The sequence below is a fragment of the Sphingomonas sp. LH128 genome, assembly GCF_000293195.2.
Lineage (GTDB): Bacteria > Pseudomonadota > Alphaproteobacteria > Sphingomonadales > Sphingomonadaceae > Novosphingobium > Novosphingobium resinovorum_A.
This window is the reverse complement of the sequence record NZ_ALVC01000050.1, coordinates 1-5,838: the sequence shown is the minus strand read 5'-3', so window position 1 is coordinate 5,838 and position 5,838 is coordinate 1. Positions and strand designations below refer to the sequence as shown.

Genomic DNA, 5,838 nt, shown 5'->3' with positions numbered 1-5,838 from the left:
AATTTCACCCTGAAACGAGCGACAGACCAGTCCCCCTCCTTCGAACGCAGATCGACGGTGACCACTGCGGCGCCTTTTTCCGCAGCCTGCTAAATCAAACGCTTCATATTGTAGGCCAGAACGCTGAGGCTCATCTCTTTTCTGACATTTTTCAGGGTCCTGGTGAGGAAGGGCGTACTGCCCATCCAGGCTTTGAGCGTGCCGAAGACATGTTCGACCGTCTGTCGCCTAATGCCCATGGCATCCGGCAACTGATTGAGGCGCATTTGCATCTCATCCAGTATCGCCTCATGCGCCCATCGCTTGACCCTCTTCACCTTTTCCGGCGTACAGCGCGGCCTGAGCTGACAGGAATGGCAGGCGGCAAGGTTGCGGTAGTGGCCGATCTCACCTTCTCGATCCGAACGGACCTTGCTTCGCGCTAGATGGGATCCGGCAGGACAGCGGTAGCAACCATGGACAACGTCATAGACGCAGTCCGGCCTTGCAAAGAGACCCAGCTTCGACCGGCCTGATGTATCGACCTTGGGAACGCAGGGGAGCACACCCGTGCTTTGGCATTCCAGTATCTGGTCACGGCTGTAATAGCCCCTGTCTGCAAGCACCGTGAGATCCGGGGTGCCAGCGGCGTACAGGGCAACGCGGCCCATGGGAACAAGCTGGGCACGATCGGAGCCTTCGTTCGCTACCTCATGCGCAATGATGATATGATGCTCGGTATCTACCGCCGCCCGTACAGTGTAGCCGACAACACCCGTGCCACGGCCGGTCGTGGCCATGGACCGAGCATCGAGATCGGTGAGGGATATCTGATTGTCGAGGGCAGCCTCTACCTGCGCGGTCATGTCTTTCAGATATTGCATCTGACGGCGTAGCCCGGCGACCTTCTCGCGGATCTTGTCAGCCCGCATCTCGGGCACGTCACTGTCCCCACGATCGGCCTGGTCGAGCGCGACCAGATAGCGATCTATGCTGGCCTGGACCTGTTCGATGCGCGCGGCCCCCTTATGCGCCGTGAAGTTGCGATCCCGGTTGTTCACTGCCTTAAACTTGCTGCCATCCACCGCAACCATGGCGCCGCTGAACAGGCCCGTGCTGCGGCAGAGCATCGCGAACTGCCCGCATACCGCACGAATGGCAGCACCGTTGTCACGCGGGAAATTGGCAATCGTCTTGAACTCTGGCGCCAGCCGACCCGTCAGCCACATCAACTCGATATTGCGGCCTGCTTCCCGTTCGAGCCGTCGGCTCGACTGGGTGCTATTGAGATAGCCTTACAAATCGATATTCGGCATGGTCGATGGATGATAAGCGGGTCGCCCTGTCAATGCCGGGGTCATGCCTTCAAGCCCTCAAGCCGTCAGATCAAGCTCATTGATAAAGGCTTCGACCACCCTGATCGGGTTATGTTCGCTGACGTAATCATCCAGCGAGCACGAATCCTCTCCCTCAAAAAGTGCCTTATGGCCGCAGAATAATTTCCGATCGCAGAATTTTAGAAGTGTGCAAAAATACGTAGAGCGATTCCGCGACCTGCCAGATTAGGCTATTTCGACCAACGCCCGCCATTCAGGTTCAGGGCCTACGCGACTGCCCTGCCGCTGCCGGAAGGCGGTGAGTCCTCACAGAAATGAACCTGTGCTTTGCCCTTCCTCTTGGAACGGTACAGCGCGGCGTCGGCGCATTGCAGAAGCCTGTCGAGGTCCAGACCATGAACAGGCGATAGTGAAATCCCGACGCTGGCGGAAATCTCCATCTCCGTATCGTCGATGCGGTAGCTTTCGGAAAGTTGGCGGATAATGCGGCGCGCAAGAAGCTCGGCCTGGTCCGCATGCAGCACGCCGGGTTGAAGGACCACGAATTCATCGCCACCAAGGCGGCCGACAACGTCATCGCCTCTCACTGCAGCGCCCAATCGCGTGGCGACTTCGACCAGCAGTCTGTCTCCGACCGGATGCCCGAACTGGTCGTTGATGGCCTTGAAGCCGTCCAGATCGAGATAGTGAATGGCGATCTGCTGATCGATCCGGCACGTTTGCGCCTGTTTGAAAAAGGATTCACGCACCAGCAACCGGTTGGCAAGACCGGTGAGTGGATCGTATCGCGCCAGATTTCCAAGGTCATGCTTGGTCGTCAGATGCTCGAGCGCAGACTGATAAAGATGTCGGACGGATTCGATGCTCATCGCCGCCACGACGAGAAGCAGAATGGCCTCAAGTATGAAGAACTGCCCGGTCACGGTCTGAGCACCGATCCGCGTCGCGTACACGAGCATTCCCAACGACACCGGGACAACCGTGATCGTCTGGCCAAGCCAGCAGAGCCTGGGTCGGCCCGCATTGCGCGACACGATCCCGGCGCCAAAGGTGAAGATCAGGCTGACGGTGGCCAGGTGGACGAGGGGATGGGGCGCTGCGAGCGCCACCAGATTGAGGCTCGCTATCAGGCCGGCACAGGCACATGTTGCCCATGTGTAGCGCTTCTCCCACCGCCGAAGCGCGGGAATGTCCTGAGTCAGCCCCCCCGCTCGGTGATATGCGCGAATGATCACAAGGCGAACTGCGGTCACGATGCTGGAGCAAAGTACCAGCGCAAGAACCGGCCCGCTGTGCCAGTTCACCAGGACCAGTGTTCCTACGACGGCGTAGAGAATGCCAAATCCCAGGATTGGGGTCGCCATCGCGAAGAGCGGTGCGAGAAGGTCGCGATAGACGGCCTCCGGCAGCAGTTCATCTGCCGTCTGCCCAAAAATCGTCGCCTGCGGACGGGTGCGAGGGGATGGGGATCGTCTCTCCATCAAACGATGATACAGGATCAGGCTTAACGATTTGACCAGAATCAGGCGTGCTGTGCCTGGTCGCGATTAGGCCCTTCTCGCGCAAGGGCTCATCATGGCCTGCATCGGGCCCCTGGCGCCTACTCGTCGTTTCCGTTCAGCTGATTGCTCGAGGGAGGCGGAACGGCAGCACCGCGGCGGTTCGGCATTTGCGTCGTTTGCTGACTATCGGTATCTTCCTTTGCTGGAAAATAGCGTTCGACAAGGGAAGCAGCGACAAGCAGCAGGAGAGCGAGCGCTGTGCCAGCCAGGACGAGGATATACTGACCGGCCCCGGCAGTGATCCCCACGGCCGCAGCCATCCACAGGCTTGCCGCGGTCGTCATATTGCGCACATCTCCGCCGCGCACGAAAATGAGGCCACCGGCGATAAAACCAATCGCCTGCGCAAGCCCCTGTATGACGCGAACGGGATCACCCTCTGCATGGTGCTCGACGAGTTCCAGCGCCGACAATGTCAGCATCCCCGAACTTAGCGCGACAAGTCCATGCGTGCGTAAACCCGCATCGTGCCCACGGCGCTCGCGTTCGCAGCCGAGGGCGAGGCCCAGAACCGTCGCAAGACCGAGCCTCATCAGGGTCGTGGGCAGGTCGTCTTCAAGCATCTTTCCTACTCGGCCGGAACGTGATGACGCGATAGATAAAGTAGACCAGGACTGCCGCCATGATCCCCAGGCCAGCAGGCCCGAGGTACCGGTCGACGGCCGAGAACTGCTTCCCCAGAACGTATCCGGCTCCAGCCAGAAAACTGTTCCACACAGCCGATCCCAGCGTAGTCAAGATGAGAAACCGTGGGAAAGGGGTGCCAAACACGCCAGCCGGAATCGAGATCAGCGTGCGCAGTCCAGGAATGATGTGGGCAACGGGAATTGCCCATGAGCCGTGCCGATCGAACCAGTCGTCGATGTGATCGATATCGCTCGCCGATAAGGTAAGCCAGCGCCCGTGGCGGTCAGCCAGTTTTTTCAATCGCCGGTCACCGCATTTACTTGCCAGCGACCACCAGAAGGCGGCGCCAGTGACCGTCCCTATCGTGCCGGATATGACGACAAGCATAATGTTGAGGCTGCCGTCAGCCGCAGTGTAGCCCGCCAGGGGCATGATCACTTCAGAGGGTATGGGAGGAAAGACATTCTCAAGCAGCATGAGCACCGCGATGCCCCAGTACCCCATCTGCTCGACAATGGCCGAGATCCATTCCGTCATACACCGCTATCCCGAAGATCGTGAAGATTGAAATTTCATCACGAAGACACCCCAGCATCATGCCATCCACCCAAACCCGTATGCGGCGCTATCATCTTGTGGATCCACATCAGGCATTCCCCCTGCGTCGGCGGGTTTCCCAGCCCTTTTTTGCGGCCGCAGAGCGCTTTTCCGCGCTCTGGCTCGATCCGCCCTTGCGGCCGCCTTTGCGCGAACTCTCGTGGTTTTCTTTCTTGCCGCGGCCAGAGCCAGATTTCTTTCCGCCCCCGGACTCCTTGTTGACCGTCGCCCAGGCGCGCCTTTCTGCTTCCTCTTTTCCTACCCCACGGTCCTCGTAGCCCTCTTCGATATGCTCAGCCTTCCGCTTCTGCTTGTCGGTGTAGCTCGACTTGTCTCCGCGAGGCATGATCCGTCTCCTTGTCGTTTGCCCCCGCCAATCCCTTGAACGCGGCAACTGCTAATTCGTCCCGATCTGTGTTGATCAATTCGCCGCAATGTCTTGATTGTCAGAAATGGACCTTTGCACAAGGTCGCCCCCGCCGATTTCAGCGGCACGATCTCCGGCCAGGGGCGCCGCAGTCCAGCGCCAGTGACCACCGATATCTACGAGTCTCGGGCGCCCGAACCGACCCGCGCGCAGGCCGAGCGAGGCGGCGACAGGCGGCAGGCGGCAGGCGGCAGGTTACCTGACGATCTGCCGGACAAGCAATGAGCGCCCTTAGGGTGCATCGCGTCCCGACCAAGGCCGGTCAATTAAAACTGCCTTAGTAAATGACTGCCCCTGTCAAAAGCTGCCGAATGCTTCGATCGAAGTGTATGATTAGCATATGGCCATTTAGTGATATTCACCATGCACGGTATTGCTGAAGATTTTAACGAGAGCCTAAGAAGGCGATCAACAACTGCAGGGCATGGTCAATTTAAACCTCGTCCCCTCGTCAGAAGAACTAACCTCAATGGAGCCGCCGTGCGCCTTGGCGATCTCGCTTGCTATGAAGAGGCCGAGGCCGAGACCGTTCGCCGATTGTCCCTCTGCGGATTGCGTGAACGGCTGAAACAGCGTCGGCAGGACTTCATCCGGGATCGGGGTACCGCCATTCGAGACGCTCAGGGTGAAAGTGCCGCCAGCGGATGTCGCAGTCACGGCGATGGGTTCGTCCACCGCTCCGTGGGTAAGGGCATTGCCGACGAGATTCGAGACGAGTTGCGTTATGCGCTCGACGTCACACGTCACCGCCTCTTCGAGTTTGAGGTTCAGGTCGACGATCCTGTCTGGGTGGACAATCTGGAGTTCCGCGATCACCTGCTCGATCGGGACGGACATCCTCGGCACGAGCACCGACCGCAGCGTCAGTCCGGACCCGAGACGACCGCGTGCGAAGTCGAGTAAATCATTGATCAGCAAGCTGATACGCCGGGTGCTTTGCAGCAGCTGCGTCAGTATCCAGCCGGATTTCTCGTCGGTTTGCGTCCTGCCGAGCATGGTGATGCCAGCTTCGATAGCAGCGACCGGATTTCGCAAGTCGTGCCCTAGAATAGCGATGAAGCGTTCGCGGATTTCAGCTGTCTGCCCCGCTTCCAGGAGTTGATCCTCCTTGCGAACAAGATCGTCCTGCAAGTCGAGCTGAAGGCCGATCAACTGCGCGAAATTCTCGAACGTGGCGATGATGCCGGGGTTGGAGAGCTTGGCTGGAAGAGGATCGAGCGCGCACAATGTCCCGAAGAAGCTCCCGTTGCGCGGCGACAACTACGGTGGCCGGTTGAGCGGCAACTATGATGGCCGGTAGGATCGGTTG

The 5,838-nt window shown here is 59.2% G+C and carries 6 protein-coding genes and 1 pseudogene; 1 reads left to right on the top strand and 6 read right to left on the bottom strand.

Going from position 1 to position 5,838, the window contains the following annotated elements; genetic code table 11:
* Positions 1–89: 89 nt before the first annotated feature.
* The 5 genes and pseudogenes from LH128_RS04930 to LH128_RS04910 all read right to left on the bottom strand — a co-directional run bounded on the left by LH128_RS04930 (position 90) and on the right by LH128_RS04910 (position 4,448).
* A pseudogene (locus tag LH128_RS04930) lies at positions 90–1,430 on the bottom strand (IS1182 family transposase).
* A 152-nt stretch (positions 1,431–1,582) separates the two neighbouring features.
* A complete protein-coding gene (locus LH128_RS04925) occupies positions 1,583–2,797 on the bottom strand; it encodes a diguanylate cyclase domain-containing protein (RefSeq protein ID WP_172704947.1) in 1,215 nt (404 codons plus the stop codon).
* A 119-nt stretch (positions 2,798–2,916) separates the two neighbouring features.
* Positions 2,917–3,441: an MgtC/SapB family protein gene (locus LH128_RS04920; protein WP_008828474.1), complete on the bottom strand. Its 525-nt coding sequence runs from the start codon at positions 3,439–3,441 to the stop codon at positions 2,917–2,919.
* Positions 3,434–4,042 carry a DedA family protein gene (locus LH128_RS04915; RefSeq protein ID WP_008828473.1) on the bottom strand — a complete coding sequence of 203 codons (609 nt, stop codon included), beginning with the start codon at positions 4,040–4,042 and terminating at the stop codon, positions 3,434–3,436. Before LH128_RS04915 ends, LH128_RS04920 begins: the two co-directional genes overlap by 8 nt.
* 109 nt (positions 4,043–4,151) lie before the next feature.
* Complete coding sequence (locus LH128_RS04910) at positions 4,152–4,448, bottom strand: hypothetical protein (RefSeq protein ID WP_008828472.1); 297 nt, start codon at positions 4,446–4,448, stop codon at positions 4,152–4,154.
* Positions 4,449–4,562: 114 nt separating this feature from the next.
* On the opposite strand from LH128_RS04910, the gene LH128_RS34330 reads away from it, so the two are divergent.
* Positions 4,563–4,754 (top strand): hypothetical protein, encoded by a 192-nt coding sequence (locus LH128_RS34330; protein WP_008828471.1) that lies wholly within the window; start codon positions 4,563–4,565, stop codon positions 4,752–4,754.
* Between the two features lie 183 nt (positions 4,755–4,937).
* Here LH128_RS34330 and LH128_RS04900 read toward each other — a convergent pair whose 3' ends face one another.
* Positions 4,938–5,789 carry a sensor histidine kinase gene (locus tag LH128_RS04900; RefSeq protein ID WP_051211416.1) on the bottom strand — a complete coding sequence of 284 codons (852 nt, stop codon included), beginning with the start codon at positions 5,787–5,789 and terminating at the stop codon, positions 4,938–4,940.
* Between the last annotated feature and the right edge of the window lie 49 nt (positions 5,790–5,838).